This window comes from Sporofaciens sp. St.21A7 (assembly GCF_059728535.1).
On record NZ_BAAGFN010000001.1, the window covers coordinates 4,018,969 to 4,038,456 of the forward strand.

The window sequence follows — 19,488 nt, forward strand, 5'->3', positions numbered from 1 at the left end:
GCCTATCCCTCTCTTTCCAGTCTCTTCGTAAACAAAATATCATGGTTAATCTCCGTATAAAACTCCCTCTTCATCCCCTCATAATCTGACTGTCCTCTTCCCATCAGCCACATCATCTTAGTAATCACAGCCTCCAGAGTCATGTCATACGCTTCCAGCAGCTTAAAATCCTGCTTCACACGTTTCCCCACCTCATAGACGGTCATGTTGCTCCCCTCGTTGGCCACCTGAGTAGTCATCACCACATACTTTCCTTTGCCTTCCCACTCCTTCATCTCCCGGTAAAACTCCTGCACCAGCGTATTGGGAACCCCTCCGACCCCAAAGCTCTCAATCACGATACAGTCATAATGCATAAACAAATATGGCAGTATACTTGCGTGCATCCCTGGGATTAGCTTTAACACATACACGCTGTCCTTCATATCATAACTGAAGCAGACCGGCTCGCTGCAAGGCGGCTCCTTAATATAGCGCACGATCATCCCCTCCTGAATCACAGCCAGATACGGGAAATTTATACTGGAAAATGCATCATAACTCTTCGCCCGCTCCTTCTTTGCCCTTGTTCCGGCTATCACCTTCCCGTCAAACACAATATTGACATTCTGTGATTCATCATCCGCTGCATAGATAAAGCTGTCCAAAAGGTTCGTCCTGGCATCGGTCACATCCATCTGGATAGGTTTTTGCGCCCCTGTAATCACAATCGGTTTCGACGAATTCCGAATCATATAGGACAACGCCGCCGCCGTATATGCCAGCGTATCTGTGCCATGGCAGATGACAAACCCGTCATACGCCCCGTAGTGTTCCTCAACGCTTCTTGCCAACAGCCTCCAATGCTCCGGCGTCACATTGGTACTGTCCAGGTTACAGACCTGAATCGAATCTACCTCGCAGACCTGCCGTACCGCTGGAATATAAGACAGGATATCCGCAGGCGTAAGGCCCGGCGCCAGGCCAAACTCCGTCTGGGTAGAGGCAATGGTGCCTCCTGTCCCAATCATCAGTATCTTCTTCATCGTTTTCAATCCCCTTCCTCATTTGCGTATTTCGCCGTCCCTACCGCTTCTTATTCCAAGCCCCGATTACCTCATTGACCGTACTGACCGTCACAAAGGCAGCCGGGTCTGTCTGCTGGATAAATGCCAACAGCTTTCCATACTCACTCTTCTCAAGAATCGTCGCAATCTCCATCTGCTCCGCAAGGCCCATTCCTCCATACGCCCGGTACAAGGTCGCCCCCCGGTGAAGTTCCTTCACAATAAACTCCTGAATCTCCGTATATTTACCCGACAGGATACATACCTTCTTCCGTATCCGAAACCCGTCGCAGTACCGGTCCAGCACAAGCCCGTATATATACGTCCCTATCAGGCTGATAATCATCGTCTCACGGTCGTAGACAAAAATAGACGTAAACGCAATTACAAACCCAACAATCGTAAGGCTCTCCCCGATCTTGAACCCCAGATATTTATTTAACAGCTTTGCCACTACATCCAGCCCGCCGGAAGAAGCATTTATGTTGAACAGCAATGCCTGTCCAAGGCTGATTACCACCATAAAACATGCCAAATCAATCACAATATTCCCGGACGGGGACTCCACATTTGGCGTCACAATCTCGAAAACCCTAAGATACACGGGCAGCATCAGAGACGTAATCACCGTTTTCAGTCCAAATTCTTTCCCGATAAATATGTATCCAACCACCAAAAGGGCAGCATTCAGGATAAACGTCAATGTGGAAATCTTCAAGGGGATAAAATTCACCAGCACCAATATCAGACCGGACAGGCTCCCCAGAACTAGATTATCCGGTATCATCACATAATAAACCGCCACAGATATGAGAAACATACCTACAAGTATCACCAAAAATTCTTTAAAATTAATCTTTGCTTTCATAATCAACTCCTTATAAAACTAATTATTTTTGTACGTAGGCGAAAGTATACCCCCGGCATCAAAAAACCGGGGGTATACCTCCATGAATTGAAAGGGATTTATGTTAACGATTGAATCGGCAACATCTCAATCCGGCTGTTAAAAAACTGCCCGACAGCCTGAACCATATGGTAACTGTCCTTCACTCCGGCAGTTTCATAGGCAGAATGCATGGCAAGCTGCGCAAGCCCGATGTCAATACTGTTCATTGACACTTGGGACATGGCAATATTGCCAAGGGTACTCCCGCCTGCCATATCCGAACGGTTCGCGAAGAATTGCAGCGGTACGCCCGCCTCCTCGCAGATTCCCCGGAATACGGCAATGCTTACGGCATCGCTGGTATACTTCTGTCCCGCATGGGACTTCACCACAATACCCTCGTTCATAAACACACAGTTATCCGCGTCCGTCTTATCCGGATGGTTGGGGTGAACCGCCTGTGCATTGTCACAGCTCAGCATGAAGCCCTTAGAAGCCGCCCTGAAAAACTCCTCCTCTCCTTTTCCCAGACACAGGTTCGTGCGGTAAAGGGTATCATAAAGGAATGTAGAAGCCGCCCCTTGCTTCGTGCCGGAACCCACTTCCTCGTTATCAAAGCAGGCAAATACATTGACCGCCCCGTCGTCCGAGCCTTTCAGGAAGCCCTGGAGGGAAGTATAAGCACACTGTAAGTCGTCAAGCCGCGGACTGGAAATGTATTCCTTCTTAGCGCCCCACACCGATGGCTTCATCCGGTTATACAGATATAAGTCCATCCCGTAAATGCAATCCTCCTCCACATCCAGCTCCTTAGCCACCAGCTTCTTAAAATCGCCCTTTTTGCAGCCGCTTCCTCCAAACAGCGGCAGCATGTCCACCTGCAAATTGTAAGTATACCCGTCGTTTGCCTTGCGGTTCATATGGATTGCCATATTGGGAATCAACAGCAAGTCCCTGTCTATATTCAGAAGCCTTGCCCGATATGCCCCACCGTCCTTCACCATGGCCCGTCCGGCAGCCGACAGGGGACGGTCAAACCAGGAGGCACACAGCATCCCGCCGTACCCCTCCGTATTCAGCTTCATGTACTTTTCCTTCACCTGAATCTCGGCATTCTCCTTGAGCTTGAACGTCGGTGAATCACTGTGGGAAGCTGCAATCTTAAAACAATAATCCTCAAGGCCTGCCCCTGCGTTCAGCGCAATGATACTAGAATCATTCCGAGTCACATAATACTTCCCGCCCGGGCTAATCTCCCACCTTTCTTCCTCATAAAGTCTCTGGTATCCATTCTTTTGCAGAATATCCCCAATATTCGCGACAGCGTGAAACGCCGTCGGGCTATCTCCGACAAAAGAAGCCAATCCAGATACAATCTCTTCACACATCTTCCATTACCTCTTATTTCCAATTCTCATGCAGCTGCTCAAGCTCGAAATACCATTGGGCTTGAACTACATTTATATCAATAGTAACATTAAAATTCACGATATTCAATTACTTTTACCTTTCTTTTTTACACTATGATTACGCCTATTTCCCGAAAGACAGGATATAGATAACTAGCCCCGAAGGTTCCCAGTTTTTTAGGTCCCTTCACTGCCCGTTCAAGTTCTAATGCCTTATGAAATGCCACCATAATGCTTGCCCTGGTAATGGACTTATCCTTTCGGGTCACAAACATCTCATTCCCCTTGATGATATAAGAAAACTCCAGATTCTTTGCTGTGTGAAACGGATAATTCTGAAACTTCACCAGCGTATCCCAGAGCAGGTCATCAGGCGCAGGTGCATCTGTCTCCTTTAATTGATCTTCCAATTTTATAACCGCCTGTCTCTGCTCTTTCGTCATAACAATATCCTTTTCTGTGAAAACTTATCTTTTGAATGTTCCAATTCACATCATAGCATATCTTCCTGTCCCTTTCAATATTCTTTCATTTCCCGGACAATTTTCCTAAGTTCGAGCACCATAGAAGGCGCCACGGATAACTCATCGATTCCCATGCGCAAAAACTCTTCCGTCAGTTCCGTATCAGCACCAAGTTCCCCACAGATACCGACCCGTTTGCCATGTTTATGAGCATTGTCAGTCACAATCCGTATCATCCGCATGACTGCCTTATGGTGCGGGTTATAGAATTCGTAAAGTTTCTCGTTCTGCCTGTCGATGGCAAGCGTATACTGGGTCAGGTCGTTCGTTCCAATACTAAGGAAATCTGCCAGCTCTGCCAGCTCGTCGCTGATCATAACTGCCGCCGGCGTTTCAACCATAATCCCTTGCCTGGGATATCTGAATGGAATCTTCTCATTCGCAAGTTCATCTCGTACTTCTTCGGCAATCCCAAGAAGCCTTTGCACTTCCTCTACAGAGGTTATCATCGGGTAAATGACTGAAAGATTGCCGTATACCGCTGCACGGAACAATGCTCGAAGCTGTGTTTTTAATATCTCCGGCTGTTTCAGGCAGATACGAACTGCACGATATCCCATAGCCGGATTTTCTTCCTTTCCAATGCCGAAATATTCTGCCTTCTTGTCTGCACCGATATCCAAGGTTCGCACGATGACCTTCTTTCCTCCCATCTTCTGTACGACCTGACGATATGCCTGAAACTGTTCTTCCTCTGCTGGAAAATCATTTCGCCCAAGATACAGAAACTCACTTCGGAACAGCCCGATTCCTCCTGCGTCATTTTCCAACACACTTTCTACGTCCGTGACACTTCCAATATTGGCGCAAATGCTGATTTTTCTTCCGTCTCGCGTTTCGTTTTCTTTTCCCTTTAAATATTGTAGGAGTCGGATCTTCTTCTGCTCTTCTTCTATACGTTCTTTTGCCTGTCTACATGTTTTTTCATCCGGTTCAAAGATCACTGTACCTTCAAAGCCATCTACCACCGCCGTCATACCGTTTCGGATATTTTCCAGATTCAAAGGCGTTCCCACCAAGGATGGAATATTCATGAGTCGGGAAAGAATTGCCGTGTGGGAGTTGGTGGAACCGTGGATGGTAACAAATGCAAGAACTTTTTCTCTGTCCATCTGGATTGTCTCACTGGGGCTCAAATCTTCTGCCACAATGATGACAGGGGCTTCTGAACTCCTGCCTGTATCTTCCCGGTCGTCCAATATTCGGAGCAGTCGGTCTGAGATATCTTTCATGTCTGCTGCCCTTGCACTCACATATTCGTCATCCATACCGGAAAAGATTCTGGTAAATTTTTCTCCGGTAATTGCTACGGCATATTCAGCGTTTACCATCTCGGCAGTAATAATATTGCGGATGGAGCCGAGATATTCCTCATCTTCCAGTATCATCCGGTGTACTTTAAAAATTGCCGCAACAGATTCACCTATTTCTTCCGATGCCTTTGTATACAATGTCTGGAGCTGTTCTCTGGCTCGTTTTACCGCGCTTTCTACGCGTTTTATTTCGGATTGGACATTGGATATCTTCTCATGCCTTATGCGTAGATTTCCGTTTTTGATTACCATTACGGGGCCTTGGGCAATGCCTTTGTTTGCGGATTTGCCTAAAAATTTCTGCATCTCTTTCATCTCACTTCCGCCATACTATTTAATTTATGCATAATGGAGTCTGATATGAATTGTAACATAATATGACTTAAATTACATCAAGAACCCTTGAAAAACTCCAACTTGATGGACGCAGCCTTTTGAAGAAAGGCGAGGACTTCGTCAAACTGCCGGATACGTAGGTAATCTTTCCCTTAGAGAATGACATAATGGCAAAAGGGTTGGGAAAGATTTGAGGACGGTTCGCACATCCTGAATGTAAATGGCGCTTACTGTAGAGATACGCCAATCGGGAAGTTCATGCATGACTTGATATTTCATCTTGGACAGGTAATACATCCCTTCTGCTTTCCCTTTTTGCTTGTAAAATCCTGCTTTGGGGTCTGTTTTGTTCTCACGGTGGTGAATGGTTTCGATTTTATCCTTTCCAACTGCTTTATGGATTCCGTTTGCTGGGATGTTTTTGCTTTCATGTGTATCGAGTCTGTAAAAACCAGTTTCCCTTCTGCCAGACCTTTCTCTATGCATATGGTGAGCGTTTTCTGAAAAAGATACCGAAAGAGGCCGCTCCACACTCACGCACTGGGAGTGACTGTACGGCCGCCGCGGCGATTCCATTCCGGCCGATTTCAATTCACACTCACGCACTGGGAGTGACAAGTTTTCAGAATCTTTCAGCCGCGCCATATCCAATTTCAATCCACACTCACGCATAGGAGTGACCTTTGTGACCTTACATTGAGAAATCTATGAGACTATTTCAATCCACACTCACGCACTGGGTGTGACGATGTCATGGAACGTGTCGTTAATGATACTGCTATTTCAATCCACACTCACGCACTGGGTGTGACACGAAATCATAACAGACGATGAAAAATTAAAAGAATTTCAATCCACACTCACGCACTGGGTGTGACCTTCGCATAATCCGCAAGTGTAAGGAGTGGCAGATTTCAATCCACACTCACGCACTGGGTGTGACAGACCGATATGTACCATTCAGTAACTTATACCTGTATTTCAATCCACACTCACGCACTGGGAGTGACTAAGGCACTATATCCAGTAGATGTAATAGAAATAATTTCAATCCACACTCCCGCACTGGGAGTGACGCGGTGGTGTTGCTGCTTGCCTGAGCAGAGGCCAATTTCAATCCACACTCCCGCACAGGGAGTGACTAGAAGCCTGGTACCTTCCCGGAGCGCGTAGCTATTTCAATCCACACTCCCGCACAGGGAGTGACTACAAAAGAGAGCGGGACGCGAACACATGATGGGCATTTCAATCCACACTCCCACGCAGGGAGTGACCAAAATATTTAGTTAAAAATTGCCGAATAAACTATTTCAATCCACACTCCCACGCAGGGAGTGACTTGTATACAAACTCATTATTAAGCGCCATGTCATATTTCAATCCACACTCCCACGCAGGGAGTGACCGGACGGTATATTCTGTACAGCGGGCGGGAACATAATTTCAATCCACACTCCCACGCAGGGAGTGACCTCGGCTTTGCGGATGGTAGTAAAAAAGTGGAAAATTTCAATCCACACTCCCACGCAGGGAGTGACACCTAAAATCCCATATAAATTATACATATGTTAGCCGATGTTAAGCCCAAAGAGTTCAATAATTTCTTTCTGAAAAGCTGTTGTCGTTGTGTAGATCTGTTTACGTTTCCCTTCAACAGAAACTACCCGCAAGGATTTCATCTCATCTATCACTTCCTGCATATTATGGCTCTTGAACCATCCGGCCTCATTCATGATGTTTTTAATCTGAGAAGTAAGTATCAGGGCAATATACTGGATAAACAGCCGCCCGTCCATTGCTGCTGAGGAATGGATACGCAGCCTTTTCATATCAAGGTCATTTTTCAAGTCATCGAAGTGCTTTTCTATTGTATCCTTCATCCGATATATTTCAAGTGCCTTCACCGGATCTTTGACATCATTTGTCGCAAGCACAAGCCAGCCAACACTGTTCTTTCTGCAGACATCTATCGCTTCCTGATTGTATTCAACCTTCCTGCCCCGCTTAGGAGTCTCCTTGACAGTAAAAAATCTTTCGTAGTCTTTCTGATGCTCTTTTACCGTACTCCCTGAGCAGAGTTCCTCATATTCCATCAGAATCCGATGGCTGAACTTTTTCTCATCCAGCGCGGCTTTGATACTGTCAAAATAAACATGAAGGTAGCAGCGGTGCCCTTTCCACTTTATGAGTTCTGTGTCCGCATAGAGTTCTTCCCCAAGGACATTACAGTAGTGGCGGTAAGAGATCATTGCATCATTGCGGTGACGCTCTGCCGCATCCAAAGAAAGGGATGTCGTAAACGGAACGCCAACCAGAAACCGCATATGCCTTCTATATAGGGCATCCACGTTATCCTCGCTGTAAAATCCTTTATCCATGACCATATGCAGCCGTTTCGCGTCAACGAGGTCAAGCCTTTTAAAGCTTTCATCCATCGTGCTGACATCATGGATGCTCCCAGGCATAGCCCTAAAGAATAAAGGAAGACGGCTTGTATGACCGCTGACCATCAGAAGATTGATCTGTGGAAGCTTTTCCTTGTCTCTGTTGTACCCATATGATACAAATTCGTTCAGCTCACTATAGGATGAAACGCTTGTGATGTCCATACAGTAATACCTGTCACAGCTGTTATGTTCCATCCATGCTGAAAAGAAGCCCTGGACGAGTTCCGGCGTGATCCGTATCAGCAGTTCACTGATCCGCTGGTCAGCAAGCACCGCCCCATAAGGTGTGACTGCCTGCTGGGACCATTTTTCGGCTCTGGACAGCGCCTGCCCTTCGCTGACAAGGTAATAGGCGCATGTCAGGATGGCATCCCAGTCATTGGGAAAGGATTTTTTCAATATATGTCCGAGCCCGATATCTGCACATACCTTATCCAAAAGGGAGGATACGCCACAGCTGTAAGTGAAACATTTGGGCGGCTCTTTTTCTGATTTGGGCGTAATGTTTTTCTGATTGCCGCCACGCATACCATTTGGCTGTACTGTTGCGGTTTCCGGATCAAGATGTCCAATGCACTTACGTTTTGATTTCGGTTTTTTTGACTTTTTATCCCAGTAGGAGACGTTTTCATAAACGTATGTGGTGCCATTTTTGTGTTTTAGATAGACCAGAGATGCCATGCAGATTCCCTCCAACATATGTATAATTTTATGTTTTTATTATACCATTTATACATATGTTTGTAAAGGAAAAACACGGGTTAAACACCGATTTCATAAGGAATCTGGGGAATAAGCTTAAAGACCTATGTATAACAATTCCGGGAGATTAGGTGACACAGTATCAAACTGACTTCCTTCGATTAAACGAATTTCAATCCACACTCCCACGCAGGGAGTGACTGCATCGTTAAACGCCATAAATTCGCGCTCGCTGATTTCAATCCACACTCCCACGCAGGGAGTGACCCATTAACGTTCCACCTCCTTCGATGTTTCACGTATTTCAATCCACACTCCCACGCAGGGAGTGACAACGTGGATATATACGCTTTATATGTCCGTCATATTTCAATCCACACTCCCACGCAGGGAGTGACTGCTGTCTGCCATGGTGGACAACCATTTTATGGAATTTCAATCCACACTCCCACGCAGGGAGTGACGATGGAAGATTTGTTGCGGTACATGCGTGTCGATAATTTCAATCCACACTCCCACGCAGGGAGTGACTTCGCAGGTGGCGGACAATAACACCTCCACCGAGATTTCAATCCACACTCCCACGCAGGGAGTGACCGCAACGGTGGGCTTTATCGTAAAGCAGAGCATTATTTCAATCCACACTCCCACGCAGGGAGTGACGTTGTCCCTTCCCCAATTCTTAGTTGACAGTAGCATTTCAATCCACACTCCCACGCAGGGAGTGACATCCATATGCCGGATGGCATGGATTTTCAAAACAATTTCAATCCACACTCCCACGCAGGGAGTGACCTCTTGACCGATACTGTATGTAGTCGTGCAATCGAATTTCAATCCACACTCCCACGCAGGGAGTGACAAAATGGTTCGGGTCGATGGCGAAACGATAAAAATTTCAATCCACACTCCCACGCAGGGAGTGACGGGAATCCAGTGAAAGACAACCCAGCCCCCGACGGATTTCAATCCACACTCCCACGCAGGGAGTGACAAATACTTTCTGTATGTGTCTTGGTTCAACTCGTATTTCAATCCACACTCCCACGCAGGGAGTGACGCCGCATCTTGGGCATTCATGCTAAAAGCTGCCGATTTCAATCCACACTCCCACGCAGGGAGTGACTTCCTCTTTTACCTTAGTATTTCTTAGTATCTCCATTTCAATCCACACTCCCACGCAGGGAGTGACGTCAGTTCCTCGGTGATTGCCTCGGTGTCCCGGTATTTCAATCCACACTCCCACGCAGGGAGTGACACCAAACCTTCAATAAGGTTTGTGCCATATCCTTATTTCAATCCACACTCCCACGCAGGGAGTGACCTATTCGATTGCGCGTATCCAGCGCAGGACTATGATTTCAATCCACACTCCCACGCAGGGAGTGACCTGCCATTCTATGACATTTTTGTTTTTTTTTCTGATTTCAATCCACACTCCCACGCAGGGAGTGACGCATAAAACAATCTTTGATAAAATGCGGATTAAAATTTCAATCCACACTCCCACGCAGGGAGTGACATAATTTTTTTGTGGTGAAATCTTTGTTTGGGTGATTTCAATCCACACTCCCACGCAGGGAGTGACGAGCGGGAAAGATACCAGATTGAAGCACTTTGTAAATTTCAATCCACACTCCCACGCAGGGAGTGACCGCATAGCCCAGTTCATCCGGCGTTAGCTCAATATTTCAATCCACACTCCCACGCAGGGAGTGACCATTATCACAAGTGATTGTTTTGTACTTTTCTCATTTCAATCCACACTCCCACGCAGGGAGTGACGAATCTCCACCCGGGGCGTTACGGGTTCGGCATTATTTCAATCCACACTCCCACGCAGGGAGTGACAAGGCAGATTCCCACATGCTTCAATGAAGGATGTATTTCAATCCACACTCCCACGCAGGGAGTGACACCCTCCTACAACTGACAGCATCACCAAACAGTTATTTCAATCCACACTCCCACGCAGGGAGTGACTACAGACAGCTTTCGCCCTCCATGCAATCTATAAATTTCAATCCACACTCCCACGCAGGGAGTGACGGGAATAGTTATAGAACTGGCGGGGATAAACAAAATTTCAATCCACACTCCCACGCAGGGAGTGACTCACAATGTACGATATATTAATTGTAACTTTATTATTTCAATCCACACTCCCACGCAGGGAGTGACCTAAAAAATAAAAAGCAAACATCAGAAAATCTCGATTTCAATCCACACTCCCACGCAGGGAGTGACTTATTAGGAGGTATGATATATGGCGTATAATTATATTTCAATCCACACTCCCACGCAGGGAGTGACGTTACACGTTACGCGGAGATGCTCGCACAAACAATTTCAATCCACACTCCCACGCAGGGAGTGACTGCACGGCTCAGAGCAATAATCTCCTGATTAACAATTTCAATCCACACTCCCACGCAGGGAGTGACAGGCACGCCGAGCGATTATTAACGCGTTTTTAACAATTTCAATCCACACTCCCACGCAGGGAGTGACACTAATTGCATGCACGATAGCGGGCAATATACGATTTCAATCCACACTCCCACGCAGGGAGTGACTAAATGTATCAGATATTTATTTGATAACACAAGATTTCAATCCACACTCCCACGCAGGGAGTGACCGCAAATATAAATAAAATCTATTCCTCATACTCATCTATATTTGTCTATTATTAACAAACTCTTCCATTCACTTACCTACCTCATCCACATTCCTCTCCACCCATCCGCTCCATTCCAGTGCGAACCCTCCCCGACTTCTATGTATACTCCCCCTTCGCAACTACAAAATCAGCACCCCTTCCTGCTCAACCGTCTTCTTCGCACCATAATGCTCTATCTTACTCTGATACTGATTCCCAAGATAATAGAACCTCAAACTATCCTTATCCAAATCTACGATCTTCAGCAACTGATTCTTCAGCAATTTACACTGCCCCGGGTCAACAATGCATTCAAACACCGAATTCTGCACCCTCTGTCCATAATCCACGCACTGCTTCGCCACTTTACGCAACCGGCTCTTTCCTTTGGCGTCTTCCGTATTCACATCATACGTAATCAACACAAGCATATTATCCCTCACTTCCACAAAAACGGCGGATACCCATCTATATCCCCCCGCAAATACCTTGCAAGCAACAACGCCTGTACATGGGGCACCAGCCCCCAGCATATTTTCTCCTGCAGATAAAGATGCGTGATCTGCTCTCGTTTTCTCTCCTGCCACGCCGTCAGAAATTTCTTTCTTCCATCATCCGTAAACTCCACGGCTCCGCTTTCCGATATCCGAAAATGCTCCCCCTTAATCTGTCGGTTATTAATCAAGGTCAAAACAAACCGATCCACCAGCACGGCCCGCATTTCTTCCATCAAATCAAGCGCCAGAGACTTCCTTCCCGGACGGTCCCGATGCAGGAAACCGACAAAAGAATCCAGACCCACCCCTTCCAACGCTCCCGCACAATCATTTGCCAATAAAGTATATCCAAAAGACAGCATGGCATTCACACGATCCAGAGGCGGACGTTTATTCCGCCCCCGAAAGAAAAACACCTCTTTTTGATTCAAAATAAGCTGGTCAAACACTCCAAAGTACACCGAAGCACACTCGCCTTCCAACCCCCGGAGCGAGTCCAAATCCTCCACGTACCTTATCTTTTCCATGGCATTCGACAAATACTGTTCCGCGTTCCGGCAGTCTTCCTCATTTACCCTGAGAGAATGATCGCGCAGCGTCCTGTCAATGCTCCAACGGCAATTAAATACCTTTCCTAATATAAAATTTCTCGCTATCAGACAGCTATCCTCTTTTCCATCAGATATCCGATACTGCTGTTTCCTCAGCAATACATTCCCCTGGTTTTCACCCACCACCCTGCATAAAAATTTCCCAAAAGGGCTAAAAAATGCCAGATGAATCCCACGCTTTGCACAAGCTCCCATAAAAGCGGGAGTCGCACCATTATAGGTAAAGCAAATGATGCTCTCCAACGTATGCAGCGGAAATTGCCCAGCCTTCGTTTTATTAATCTCTACGCAGACTGTCTCCCCTTCCAGTGATAGAAAAGCATTCTCTGTTGTGATAAACAATGTATTCAACAATTTTCTCATACTAGCATTCCCCCGACAGGCTACCTTCGATATAAGCAGAAACCGATTTTACCCTTCCAAGCCTCGGCACACATATTTCTTTCAGTGAACAGGCATTGCAGCCCTTCTGCGGTTTCACTCTCGGCGTATATCCCTTTTCCCACAGATCATGCATTTCTTTTGCCATATCAAATACTTTTCGCCTAAGCTCATCCGTAAATTCCACCGCCTTCCTCCGACGGTTCTCTCCATAAAACAAACTCCCGCCCGGAATACGGCAGAGCAGCATCTCTTCCAGACAGATCGCCTGCCCGCACAATTGCAGCTCATCCGCTTCATTCAGTTTGGGCAGGCCCTTTTTGTATTCCACCGGATAAGGCTGCCACAATCCCTCATAGGAAGCCAGTGAAACGCCCTCCGCAGACTTATGGAACTCCACCACATCACAGAGCCCCGACATTCCTAACTGCGCAGACTTAATCGGAAGCCCTCGTGTAATGAGCAAGTCTCCCCTCTTTTCAATCCGCCCCTTGTCATGCGCCACAGCATGGAAGATTTGTCCGTCCACAGTCCGTTCATTCTCCGCCCACTGCTGTTCAATATGTATGAGCGCCCACTGCCTTCTGCAATATGCAAAATGCTGCAGCCCGGATAACATCAAATAATCATCTTCCTGATACATCTCTTCTATATCCCCTCAGTCACCTCTGGCTCCAACTCCGGCAGTGCATCGATCCTAATCTCATAATCATCCACAGAAGCCGGCGCTAACACACCTTCCTTCAACGTAATCTTCAAAGACTCATGTACCTTTGCCGCCGAATACTGACCAATCTTATTCTTGTGCTTCCACCAGTAAACAGAAACAACCTCCATACTGCCATCCGGTCTTGCCGAAGACGCATCGTTAATGAACAGTGTCCGCAGCGCTTCCTTTAACTTTTCCGCATCTTCCTCCGAAAATCCGGTCTTCTCAGCCAATTGTACATTTACGGACCCCTTCATACGATACAGCCCGAATTCCACAAAATGCTTCGTACCCATCGTATCGGAACTCTTTCCTTTCTCCGGCTCGTTGTTGACGCTCTTCGTAATCTGCATACTGTTGACATCAATGGGAGAACAACTGACTGCCTGATGGATAGATACCGGGCCGCGCACCCCCACGGAGACGCCCTCTTTTTCTTTTTTATCCTTATTCGGTTTAAATGCAAATACCTGTCCGAACGTGCGCACGTCCAACCATTTCTCACATGCTTGTCTGGCATAATCATCACTGGACTCATACTTCGCAATATTCTCGGAAGCCCGCTCACTTAGCGAAGTACATTCATCCATGCTGCGATCGGCTGACTGCACGAAAATCTCCTCTCCCATATCCTGAAAACGGTTCCGGATCTTTCTTTTCAGGCATACGTCTGATATCTCTCCATGTCCTGAGTACGTTGTCCTCGGCCTGTTTCCATTCAGCGGATCTCCATTGGGATTCGCATTTACCACCTTAATCAATACTGTAAAATCAATCTTATTCTGCAAATTACTCATTCTCCTGTTCCTCCTCTTTTTCTTCCTTTTTCTTATTCAATTCCGCTCTCTGCAGGTAATACCCTAATAAATATGTCTCTTTTAACTCCTGATTTAACGCCATGGCATCTTCATCCTGAAATGAAGTCACAATGCTGGCAATCAGCCCTTTGTAATATTCCCTGAAACCCGGACGCAATTTCTGGAAATACGGATTCAACAATCCTTCTAATATTTTCCAGCTCTGCATGGGATGGTTTACAAATGCCGACTGAAGGCGGATCGCATTCGGCTCCCGGGATTCCCCTCTGTCATATGTGATTCTCTCAACCTTTTCACATACTGCCAAAAGCCTTCCAAATAAATAACTCCTGTCGTGATTTTCTAAATCCAGTTTCATCTCCTCTTTCTCCCCCTGTCCTTGTTTATTTTTTTCATAGTAATATTTACTGATCAATGCACATGCCGTAGACAATACCCGTTCCCGATTTCCTCTGGTGTAAGCCATTGGCGTAGAGGCACGGATTGCCAGGGCATGTACGATATCATATGGAATCGGCTGCTTTTCAAGCATACATTTCAAAAGACGCTGGGTATGCTCTTTCAGGACCTTATCGCCCGCTTCGATAAAATTTCCATTCTCTCTCCCGAATGCGCACTCTACAATCCTGCGAAAAATCGGCGTCTCGACAACATAATAGGGCTGTTTCTTCTCATTAAATTTCAAATACTGCCAGTTGCATGTCCTCCCCCAGTAAAAAATACGTTCCAGAAAATCCGTTGCCGCCTGTTCATGATAATATGTCACGGATAAACGCCCTGTCGTTGCCGCATCCAGCCCCATGACGATGATGGAATCCGTTTCTTCAAACTGCTCCTGATATCCCATCAACGTTTTTCTTAGCTGCTTACGGTAAGAAATCTCCGTATAATCGTCCTCCTCGTCATCAAAAAGTCCCAATTCCTCAAACAGGTTCGGGGTCTTCTTTCCGTCAGGATTCCAGCAGATAAAGGTTCGCTTGTCCTGTGTTCCCACGTATACGCCTTGTTTCTTGACTAGCCATGTCAATGCGCTGTGTATTTTCTGAGATGCCTCATAACTTAATGCATATGTCTGTTCCGAGTTCTGAAACCTTCCACGATAGGTATAACCAATTCCGTCATTTGCCGACACTAATTTTGCACCGTAGTCAGACGCCACAATGCCTTTTGGATGATTCGTGGAAATAGTCCTCTCTTCGCCCGTATAATAACAGATATCTTTCTTCCCCTGCTGCCCCTTTAAATAATATTTCGTATAAGCCTCAATCAAAGACAGGTCTTTCCAAGTGCAGTCCTCTTCCTGTATGCCGTCAAATACCCGAAACCTTACAAGCGCTTTATCATAGGGCTGTCCGCTGATTTTTTTCTTTTCAAACATTCCTTCTGACGTCAATTCAACCAGGCCTGCTTTCATCAAATCTGAGATTGTCATCTTTTTAGAAAGATAATGATAAACTGCCTTTACTTTCGGGTGAGAATCTTCGGACTTTTCCCATTTTTCTAAATTTTCTAAAAATGCCTTGAACTTTTCCCCGGCGCTTTTTTTCTGCTTCTCATCCTCACAATATTCTGGGAAATCCCCTGCAATATACGGGAGCATATCACATAATGCATGGGGAGCAACGCCGGAGCTTCTGCCTGACGACGATTCCGTGACGGGAATTAATGTCACGGACTCCTTCTTATCGACCACCTCTGCCGCCAGAAATTCCCCTTCTCTATTTAACGTAATTTCAACCTGTGCATTGGCGTTCATATGGGCGACCGGCGTAAGCGGGACCTCGTCCTGCTGACTTTTGCCGATATTCCTTTCATATGTTTTATATAGCTGGCTCATCCATGACATCCATTCCCCCTCCTTCCTCGCTGATTACGGAAAAGTTCCCCGACGCCTCGTCGAACTTCTTCATGTCCATTTTCCTCACGGGCCTGTGGATACATTCCCACGGCGGCAGGAATGCAATCACGCCATTCTTCATCACTGTCTGCCACAGCCTTACCGTCATCTTTCCTTTTGTTTCTTCCGAGTACGCCTCGTCCGCATAGGTAATCCCATGGTACATCATTCCAAAACTCAGCTCTGCAAGCTCGTCATAGAAACCTTTCCCTTCTCCAAAATTACAAGGCTCTACATATCCCTGACATTCCCTTGTCCCAAGAAAAATATCCCTCCTGCCGCCCCGCTCGATCATTCTACGGGCAATATTATGGTGCTTATTCTCATTCCGGTCTTTTGCAAGCTCCGGACGGTTCTCATTCCAGATAAAATGCGCCCTCACCTGATACCGGCAGTCTTTCAGGTATGTATAATAAGAAAGGTCATTCTTATCATTATAATATTTAATCGGACGCACTCCTTTCGTCTCCGTCTGAATCTGGTTCATGATCCGTACCTCATCAATGATCCAGATAATCGTCGGTTTCCAGTACACGCTTTGCAGGATTCCCTTCAACGCTTCATACGTGGGCACCTGGTAGGAGAACTTCTCTCCACCTACGCGCGTGACCGGGTCTGCGAATAACCCATACTCTCCCTTCACTTCAAATTCTACCGAGTTCCTGTGCTTCATTCCTTCCTCCTTGCTTTCTCTTCTTTCTAATGAATATCAATTTCTGTAAATTACAACTACAGTATAAAATTAACAGCCGCCTGCTCTTCTGTAACTGTCAGCCCAAAGCAATCATCATACGCTTTCCGGTCTAATACCCATGCCCTTCCATCCAGAACTGCCGAAAGCAATCCTGCCTGATAGAGCTTCTCCTTCTGCCATTCGTATATACTAATGGTGTATTTCTTCGCCTGTCCCATGATTTCCCTGAATTTTCCGAAATCAAACCAGCTATCCTGCATCGAATACAACTGCTCTGCTATTTTTGCGCCATTTCCATAAGGAACCAGAATATCCGTTGTATCCTGGTCAAATACCCGGAAATTTCTTCCGATACTTTTAAATGGCTGCTTCAAAATATATGCTGCATTTTTACTTTTATTGACACCTTGCTCTGCATCATCGTTCTTATTCGACAACAAATCCGCTAGATATACCGTCCTGCGGCAATCCTGAATCGGATAGCGTATCTCTTGTTCTGTTTCCTTGAACAGATACCGGTAAAACCTCCGCATTGACTGTTCCTCCAAAAGCCCGCTTTCCCAGCTTGCTTCAGTATTCAGCTCTTTTCTTGTTTCCAGCTCTTTTCTCGTGCTGTCCTGCGCCTTTTTGATTTCCTTTAGCATGCTCAGGTTTTCATTTTTCAATTTAATCAGGTATACTTTGCCCAACTGTCCATATTCATTACTTCGGTTGCATCTTCCTGCCGCCTGTGCAAGGTTGTCAAGACCCGCCATCACCCGCACGACACTTGCAAAGGATAGATCCACCCCAGCTTCAATCAACTGCGTAGATACACAGACTACCTTACGTATGCCATAGCTTTTCTGGACGCCTTCTACTCTGCCCTCAACGTCTCCGACTGCATTCTCATCTCCATTCTCCGCGGCATGCTGCACCCTTCTCAGGCTCTTTTTCAGACTTTCCATCACCTTCCATCTATGTTCCTGGCACATCGCCGTTGACAGGTGATAGATGTCCCAACCCAGATCTTCTGCCTGTCCTTTCAGCTCCTCGAATAACCGCCTCGCTTCCGACTTCGTATTGCACACGGCCAATAAAGAATCCGATTGCAGCATCAGCTCATTGCAGAACCCGGCGCACTCTTCCCAATCCATTCCATATTTATCTGTATAGTCTATCACATCCGCCCGCTTAAATACCTGCATCTGTTCCCTGCAAAGCCTTACCAGATCCGGCTCCTTTGCCAGATGAAGGGGCCATTTCAGCTCTTCAAAACAAGGCTGGGTCGCCGATGAAAGCACAATAGTCGCATTACAGAACTGCCCAAGGAAATTCATTGCCATATTGAACATGACCGTCGCCTTCTTAGGAAGCGACTGTACCTCATCAATCACAATCACGCTGTCACATAAAGCCTGCATCCTTCCTACCGCAGATGTCTGATGAGAAAACAGAATGTCCAATAACTGAACCAGTGTAGACACCACAATCGGATAGTTCCAGCTATCGGTCAGATATTCGTAATGATCCAATTCTTCTCCACTCATCTCCTGTTCTCTGACCACGTTAGAATGATGCTCCAATACTTCACTCTCGTCAGGCACAAACTCTTTTATTACCCTCACATTCTGATCCAGAACGCTCAAAAGAGGGATGATAAATATGATTCTTTTCTTGTTATATTTTTCTGCATGCGCCAAAGCATACCGCAATGTACAAAGTGTCTTTCCGCCTCCGGTCGGTACGTTCAGGCGATAAATGCCCGGTTCCCTTCCCGATGCTTCCAAGCATTGGATAGAAATCGCATTCCTAACGCGGTTTATGGGAGAATCCACTCCCAACTGTCCTATCTTCATTTCAAAGTATTCTCTTTGTCTTTTCCAGTCCGCCCTATTATCCTCATTCCCTTTGCCTCCCATAAATTCACTGGTATCCCTTCGGTCTCCATAAATAACTGCCGACAAGATAAGCCTGGCCAACATACTTATCTGAAAAAAGACCCCCTTACTGTCTTTCGGATACATGTCCTTCGCCTTCTGGAAAAATATTTCTATCTCCTGCGCCGACTTTTGAAAAATCCCATCCAACACATCTTCTTCCATCACATATGTAAAATAATTGTGCATCGCTTCTTGATAAAATATTTCTTTCCGGTTTTTTTGAAGGCGATGCAGGAAACCATTTTCCCCATTCAAGTCCACACAGTCAAACATTCCATGGTGGGAGCCAACGGCATAGCCCACAATCTCGCATGCCATTTTCTCCCATATTGCCGACGTGCCTGTATGGTAGCTCTCCAAAAGCCATACCACGCCGGCAAAGGTATGGTTCACAGAACCTCTGTCTACTTTTTCCCCCTGATACGCCTTTTCTATATAATCAACAAACTCCGTCTTGGCTTTTCCCGCATCATGCAGAATTCCCGCCAGAAAGGCGGTATGGCATAAGCCGGCGCTTCCTATGTTAAGAGCCGCATACTTCCCCGCATTCAGGCAATGCTCTCTCAAGCTCTGTTCCACCCTTCCATTGCCGGCATCCGTTATGTGGGCAATCAACTTCATCAAAATCCTA

The 19,488-nt window shown here is 46.3% G+C and carries 13 protein-coding genes, 1 pseudogene and 2 CRISPR repeat arrays; of the genes and pseudogenes, 1 reads left to right on the plus strand and 13 read right to left on the minus strand.

Annotation, left to right across the window (positions count from 1 at the left end):
* Positions 1-2: 2 nt before the first annotated feature.
* The 5 genes from AC6I3O_RS19880 to ptsP form a co-directional block, all read right to left on the minus strand.
* Entirely contained in the window at positions 3-1,025 is a 1,023-nt protein-coding gene (locus tag AC6I3O_RS19880) for an asparaginase (RefSeq protein ID WP_497852359.1), read from the minus strand.
* A 40-nt stretch (positions 1,026-1,065) separates the two neighbouring features.
* Entirely contained in the window at positions 1,066-1,914 is an 849-nt protein-coding gene (locus tag AC6I3O_RS19885) for a YitT family protein (RefSeq protein WP_497852360.1), read from the minus strand.
* A gap of 98 nt (positions 1,915-2,012) precedes the next feature.
* Positions 2,013-3,323: a M18 family aminopeptidase gene (locus tag AC6I3O_RS19890; protein WP_497852361.1), complete on the minus strand. Its 1,311-nt coding sequence runs from the start codon at positions 3,321-3,323 to the stop codon at positions 2,013-2,015.
* A gap of 128 nt (positions 3,324-3,451) precedes the next feature.
* Positions 3,452-3,787 (minus strand): hypothetical protein, encoded by a 336-nt coding sequence (locus AC6I3O_RS19895; protein ID WP_497852362.1) that lies wholly within the window; start codon positions 3,785-3,787, stop codon positions 3,452-3,454.
* 74 nt (positions 3,788-3,861) lie between these two features.
* A complete protein-coding gene (ptsP, locus tag AC6I3O_RS19900) occupies positions 3,862-5,487 on the minus strand; it encodes a phosphoenolpyruvate--protein phosphotransferase (protein WP_497853537.1) in 1,626 nt (541 codons plus the stop codon).
* A gap of 102 nt (positions 5,488-5,589) precedes the next feature.
* On the opposite strand from ptsP, the pseudogene AC6I3O_RS19905 reads away from it, so the two are divergent.
* Positions 5,590-5,784 (plus strand): annotated as a pseudogene (locus tag AC6I3O_RS19905) (nuclease); the annotation flags it as partial.
* Between the two features lie 448 nt (positions 5,785-6,232).
* A CRISPR array of direct repeats spans positions 6,233-7,055; the repeat unit is 32 nt; unit sequence ATTTCAATCCACACTCCCACGCAGGGAGTGAC.
* A 30-nt stretch (positions 7,056-7,085) separates the two neighbouring features.
* Here AC6I3O_RS19905 and AC6I3O_RS19910 read toward each other — a convergent pair.
* From AC6I3O_RS19910 to cas3, 8 genes are all read right to left on the minus strand, one after another.
* On the minus strand, positions 7,086-8,645 hold the full coding sequence (locus AC6I3O_RS19910) for an IS1634 family transposase (RefSeq protein ID WP_497852363.1): 1,560 nt from the start codon (positions 8,643-8,645) through the stop codon (positions 7,086-7,088).
* A gap of 190 nt (positions 8,646-8,835) precedes the next feature.
* Positions 8,836-11,307: direct repeats of the CRISPR family, unit length 32 nt; unit sequence ATTTCAATCCACACTCCCACGCAGGGAGTGAC.
* Positions 11,308-11,468: 161 nt separating this feature from the next.
* Positions 11,469-11,759 (minus strand): CRISPR-associated endonuclease Cas2, encoded by a 291-nt coding sequence (gene cas2, locus AC6I3O_RS19915; protein WP_497852364.1) that lies wholly within the window; start codon positions 11,757-11,759, stop codon positions 11,469-11,471.
* 8 nt (positions 11,760-11,767) lie between these two features.
* The gene (cas1c, locus tag AC6I3O_RS19920) at positions 11,768-12,799 is read right to left on the minus strand and encodes a type I-C CRISPR-associated endonuclease Cas1c (protein WP_497852365.1); all 1,032 of its coding nucleotides are present in this window, start codon (positions 12,797-12,799) and stop codon (positions 11,768-11,770) included.
* A gap of 1 nt (position 12,800) precedes the next feature.
* The gene (gene cas4, locus AC6I3O_RS19925) at positions 12,801-13,460 is read right to left on the minus strand and encodes a CRISPR-associated protein Cas4 (protein ID WP_497852366.1); all 660 of its coding nucleotides are present in this window, start codon (positions 13,458-13,460) and stop codon (positions 12,801-12,803) included.
* A gap of 5 nt (positions 13,461-13,465) precedes the next feature.
* Positions 13,466-14,323 carry a type I-C CRISPR-associated protein Cas7/Csd2 gene (gene cas7c, locus AC6I3O_RS19930; RefSeq protein ID WP_497852367.1) on the minus strand — a complete coding sequence of 286 codons (858 nt, stop codon included), beginning with the start codon at positions 14,321-14,323 and terminating at the stop codon, positions 13,466-13,468.
* Positions 14,316-16,190 (minus strand): type I-C CRISPR-associated protein Cas8c/Csd1, encoded by a 1,875-nt coding sequence (gene cas8c, locus AC6I3O_RS19935; protein ID WP_497852368.1) that lies wholly within the window; start codon positions 16,188-16,190, stop codon positions 14,316-14,318. The genes cas7c and cas8c overlap by 8 nt, the downstream gene beginning before the upstream one ends.
* Entirely contained in the window at positions 16,165-16,914 is a 750-nt protein-coding gene (gene cas5c / locus AC6I3O_RS19940) for a type I-C CRISPR-associated protein Cas5c (protein ID WP_497852369.1), read from the minus strand. The genes cas8c and cas5c overlap by 26 nt, the downstream gene beginning before the upstream one ends.
* A 56-nt stretch (positions 16,915-16,970) precedes the next feature.
* Positions 16,971-19,481 carry a CRISPR-associated helicase Cas3' gene (gene cas3, locus AC6I3O_RS19945; protein WP_497852370.1) on the minus strand — a complete coding sequence of 837 codons (2,511 nt, stop codon included), beginning with the start codon at positions 19,479-19,481 and terminating at the stop codon, positions 16,971-16,973.
* Positions 19,482-19,488: the final 7 nt, after the last annotated feature.

What these genes read in the sequence shown, in the direction of transcription:
- AC6I3O_RS19880 (WP_497852359.1), bottom strand. Translation starts at nt 1,025, where the DNA reads ATGAAGAAGATACTGATGATTGGGACAGGAGGCACCATTGCCTCTACC.
- AC6I3O_RS19885 (WP_497852360.1), bottom strand. Translation starts at nt 1,914, where the DNA reads ATGAAAGCAAAGATTAATTTTAAAGAATTTTTGGTGATACTTGTAGGT.
- AC6I3O_RS19890 (WP_497852361.1), bottom strand. Translation starts at nt 3,323, where the DNA reads ATGTGTGAAGAGATTGTATCTGGATTGGCTTCTTTTGTCGGAGATAGC.
- AC6I3O_RS19895 (WP_497852362.1), bottom strand. Translation starts at nt 3,787, where the DNA reads ATGACGAAAGAGCAGAGACAGGCGGTTATAAAATTGGAAGATCAATTA.
- ptsP (WP_497853537.1), bottom strand. Translation starts at nt 5,487, where the DNA reads ATGCAGAAATTTTTAGGCAAATCCGCAAACAAAGGCATTGCCCAAGGC.
- AC6I3O_RS19910 (WP_497852363.1), bottom strand. Translation starts at nt 8,645, where the DNA reads ATGGCATCTCTGGTCTATCTAAAACACAAAAATGGCACCACATACGTT.
- cas2 (WP_497852364.1), bottom strand. Translation starts at nt 11,759, where the DNA reads ATGCTTGTGTTGATTACGTATGATGTGAATACGGAAGACGCCAAAGGA.
- cas1c (WP_497852365.1), bottom strand. Translation starts at nt 12,799, where the DNA reads ATGAGAAAATTGTTGAATACATTGTTTATCACAACAGAGAATGCTTTT.
- cas4 (WP_497852366.1), bottom strand. Translation starts at nt 13,460, where the DNA reads ATGTATCAGGAAGATGATTATTTGATGTTATCCGGGCTGCAGCATTTT.
- cas7c (WP_497852367.1), bottom strand. Translation starts at nt 14,323, where the DNA reads ATGAGTAATTTGCAGAATAAGATTGATTTTACAGTATTGATTAAGGTG.
- cas8c (WP_497852368.1), bottom strand. Translation starts at nt 16,190, where the DNA reads ATGTCATGGATGAGCCAGCTATATAAAACATATGAAAGGAATATCGGC.
- cas5c (WP_497852369.1), bottom strand. Translation starts at nt 16,914, where the DNA reads ATGAAGCACAGGAACTCGGTAGAATTTGAAGTGAAGGGAGAGTATGGG.